We start from the raw sequence: 2,449 nt of genomic DNA, 5'->3' as shown, positions 1-2,449 counted from the left end.
GCGAGATATCCCATGCCCGCCCCGCCGTAGTCTTCCTCAACGGTTATTCCGAGGAGGCCTAATTCTCCCATTTCCTTCCAAAGCTCGGAGGGAAAGGTATTTTCGGCATCGATCTCGGCGGCCATGGGTCGCACGCGGTCCTGTGCCCAGCGATGCACCGTTTCACGCAGCGCTTCGATATCTTCGCCCAAATCGAAACGCATGGATGCTGCGAACATGGGCCGCCCTCCCAGACATGAACAGTCGTTCATTTTCTAGTGCGCGTACCCATAGCAGTCAATGTCACCGGCAGATGCCGGGCCCGTCCTCCACAAACGCTGTCATGCGTTTCAACTGTGCGGGTGTCAGACTAATTTGTACGGCATCTTCAACCCGGCGATATTGTCGCGCAGCTTCTGCTTCCATCGCCAGAATGCCGTCTGACCGAGCCCCGCGCACACGCTCTGCCGCAGAACGACACGCGGATTTAATGCCCCTGACAACTCTGCGCGGTGCACCCGACAGCCAAAGCTCAGCATCCAAGGCCTCTTCGCAGCCATTTTTGCGGGTCAAAGCAAGCCCGCGAGCGATTTTCATGTCGTCAGCACGCTCGGCAGGCAACCCGAGATCCAGATAGGCAAGTCGCGGGTTGTGTGAGGCAAACCGGCCCTTGGGATTTGGGATCAGCCACACATGTACCATCGCAAGTTGGGTTTTGCCGTCTTTTTCCACCATATTTCGGTTGAACCAACGCTCGGCAAGACCGGCCATCATGGGGCGGGTTTCGCGAACAGCCGCAAGAAAGCGCACACCATCGTGAATGTGCCAAACGTCGCGCGCCCCTGAGAAACCGGTTGGCAAAGCCTCGCCCGGGGCAATGCGAACAATATACGCCAGAGCGACGAGTGCGGTCTTCCCGCCGATGGTTGCATAGACAAGGTTTGATGGGCGAGAAAAATCTATCTGGTCGCCCGACACATAGTCGGGGCCTTGCGGGTGGCTGTAATGGCGCCCCATCAATGGAGCTTCACCACCAAATGGTCGCCACCCAGCGCGTTTCGCAGTTCGGATGTTCTGATATTTCAACGCGGCTGCGTGGGCGGCCCGAAGTTCGTCCTGAAGACCTGCATGGACCGGTGTCAACCAGCCGAACAATATTGAAAGTAGGCATAAGAATAGGCGCATCCTGAAAGCTCCCAAAGAACTGTTTGCCCTTAGAACGCCGGAAACACGCAACTCCTACGGTGGATGCGTTTATTTTTTTGCTTCGTCCCGGATGATCTTCGCGATCACGGCGCAGTCTTCGGGCGTGAACGTCAATGGCAGGCGCATATCCAGTAGGCCAGCCAGCACACGGTCGGTCCGCGGCAGGCTTTGCCGCCCGACATAGGCCCAGTTCCGGTAGGAAGAGGTGAAGCCCTGCGCCCGCTCGGCGCCGAACCACTTCAACTCCACCCCGCGCCCAGCGCATCGCGATACAAAATCCGCAATCCAAGCGGCGCGTTTTTCGGGCATGACGAATTGAAACGACGAGCCCACACGCTCCAAACCCGTATCGCGCCGAATCAGATGAATACCCGGCGCGTGGCGCAGCCCGATTTCCATTGCGTCATGGAGCTCTGCCCAGCGTTCGACGCGTTCGGGGAGGAGCTTCAATTGCGGACGAAGGATTGCCGCCCGCAAATTGTCCATGCGTCCCGAGACGTTCGGCGTCGCATCGCGAAGCGGCTCGAACACATCTAGGTCCGGCCCTGCGCCATGACGCGGGTAAAGCATGTAGCTGCCCGACAGCAGCGTGGCCCTTGCCGCTATCTCGGGATTGTCGGTGACCAGAAAGCCTCCTTCGCCCGAATTGAGGTGCTTGTAAGTCTGCGTCGAATAGCACCCAACAGCGCCGTGCCTGCCAGAGACCACATTGCCCGCGCGTCCCCCCATCGTGTGAGCACAATCTTCAATCACGACGAGGTCGTGATTTTCAGCAACCTGCATCAATGCGGCCATATCGGCCTGGTGACCGCGCATGTGGGATAACATCAGGACTTTCGCCTCGCTGGCGGCCGCCTTTTCGGCGAGGTCATCGAGGTCAATCACCAACGCCTCGGTGGTTTCCACGAAGACAGGCATGGCACCAACAGCCGCAATCGAGCCGGGCACGGGTGCAAGGGTAAACGCATTGGTCAAAACCTGCATTCCGGGCGTCACGCCAACAGCGCGCAACGCGGTGGCAAGAGCATAACCGCCCGAAGTGACAGCCAAGGCGAACTTCGCGCCTGTGAATGCTGCGAACTCCTTCTCGAGCAGCGCAGTCTCCCCCAACTCACCATCTGACGTGTTGTACCGATGAAGCCGCCCGTGGTTCATCACCTCGGTCGCTGCTGCGATCCCTTCTGCGGGGATCGGTTCTTGTTGCGTGAAATTCCCCTCGAAACGCATCACTCACCCAATCAATGACTGTACGATCCTGCCAAGT

General features: G+C 58.7%; 3 protein-coding genes. All 3 read right to left on the bottom strand.

Annotated features, from left to right (window positions below; translation table 11 throughout):
* A partial coding sequence (locus tag AAF739_18050; GenBank protein MEM6384571.1) for an acyl-CoA dehydrogenase family protein occupies positions 1–218 on the bottom strand: 218 nt, incomplete at its 3' end.
* Between the two features lie 64 nt (positions 219–282).
* Positions 283–1,164 carry a hypothetical protein gene (locus AAF739_18045; GenBank protein MEM6384570.1) on the bottom strand — a complete coding sequence of 294 codons (882 nt, stop codon included), beginning with the start codon at positions 1,162–1,164 and terminating at the stop codon, positions 283–285.
* A 69-nt stretch (positions 1,165–1,233) separates the two neighbouring features.
* On the bottom strand, positions 1,234–2,412 hold the full coding sequence (locus AAF739_18040) for a DegT/DnrJ/EryC1/StrS family aminotransferase (protein ID MEM6384569.1): 1,179 nt from the start codon (positions 2,410–2,412) through the stop codon (positions 1,234–1,236).
* Positions 2,413–2,449: the final 37 nt, after the last annotated feature.

The organism is Pseudomonadota bacterium (assembly GCA_039024915.1).
Taxonomy (GTDB): domain Bacteria; phylum Pseudomonadota; class Alphaproteobacteria; order Rhizobiales; family MH13; genus MH13.
The sequence above is the reverse complement of the archived record's forward strand: the minus strand, read 5'-3'. Positions and strand labels throughout refer to the sequence as shown.

What these genes read in the sequence shown, in the direction of transcription:
- AAF739_18045 (MEM6384570.1), bottom strand. Translation starts at nt 1,164, where the DNA reads ATGCGCCTATTCTTATGCCTACTTTCAATATTGTTCGGCTGGTTGACA.
- AAF739_18040 (MEM6384569.1), bottom strand. Translation starts at nt 2,412, where the DNA reads ATGCGTTTCGAGGGGAATTTCACGCAACAAGAACCGATCCCCGCAGAA.